The 780-nt window shown below is 60.5% G+C and carries 2 protein-coding genes; both read left to right on the top strand.

Annotated features, from left to right (window positions below; genetic code table 11):
- A partial coding sequence (locus tag AC1DT3_RS23090) for a hypothetical protein (protein WP_477467491.1) occupies positions 1-302 on the top strand: 302 nt, incomplete at its 5' end.
- Entirely contained in the window at positions 299-733 is a 435-nt protein-coding gene (locus AC1DT3_RS23095; protein ID WP_477467492.1) for a hypothetical protein, read from the top strand. The genes AC1DT3_RS23090 and AC1DT3_RS23095, both read left to right, overlap by 4 nt.
- Positions 734-780: the final 47 nt, after the last annotated feature.

Here is a 780-nt window from a genome sequence, read left to right on the forward strand (position 1 = left end):
ACCAGAAGCAATCCCGCTTCTTCTGGGTCATTCTCGGAAAGGTCGTCGACAACCAGGATGTCTATCCGAACGCAGACGCTCTCGCGACCGCGCTCAAGATCCGTCTCGGCTATGTCGACGGGCTGCAGCTCCTCGGTGGCGGCATCCATCCGGTTCCGAAATCCATGCGCGACATGGACCAGGAAGAGTTCACCACCTTCATGGACAAGGCGTGGCAGGTCATCGCGACCGAGGTCATTCCCGGTCTCGATGTCGACGCCTTGCTCAAAGAGGGTCGGATCGCGCTCGGAGGTTCGAAATGACCCAGGAGCGCCCGCGTCGCACGCGGCCGTCTGTGACCGACAAGCTGAACGCCTGCTTGTATCTGCTCGGCTTAGATCCGAACGATGTCGAGTGGGATCACAGCCCGCCGCTCGCGTTGCGTCCGGTCAACGATGCCGGAACGGACTACGTGCCGCCGCAACGCGATCCTCGGCATCTGGTCCCACTGTCTCGTTCTGCGCACAAGCTCAAAACAACCGGGCGGATGGGCGAAAGTCGTCTGAGCATCACCGGCAATGGCGATGTGTCGATCATTCGGAAATCAGATCGCCTTGCGAATGAACACGCCAACTATCGCGCGCGTCTCTTGGCGAAGGAGCCCGGAAAGCCGCGTCAGAAATCAGGCTCGATCCCGTCGCGTCCCTTTCCCAAGAACAAGCGCCCTTTCCGTTCCGGAGGCATCCCGTCATGACCCAAACGACACCGGTCCCGGCTTGGTTCAAGCGACTTCTCATCGTC

The sequence above is a fragment of the Microvirga sp. P4_G7 genome, from assembly GCF_056401005.1.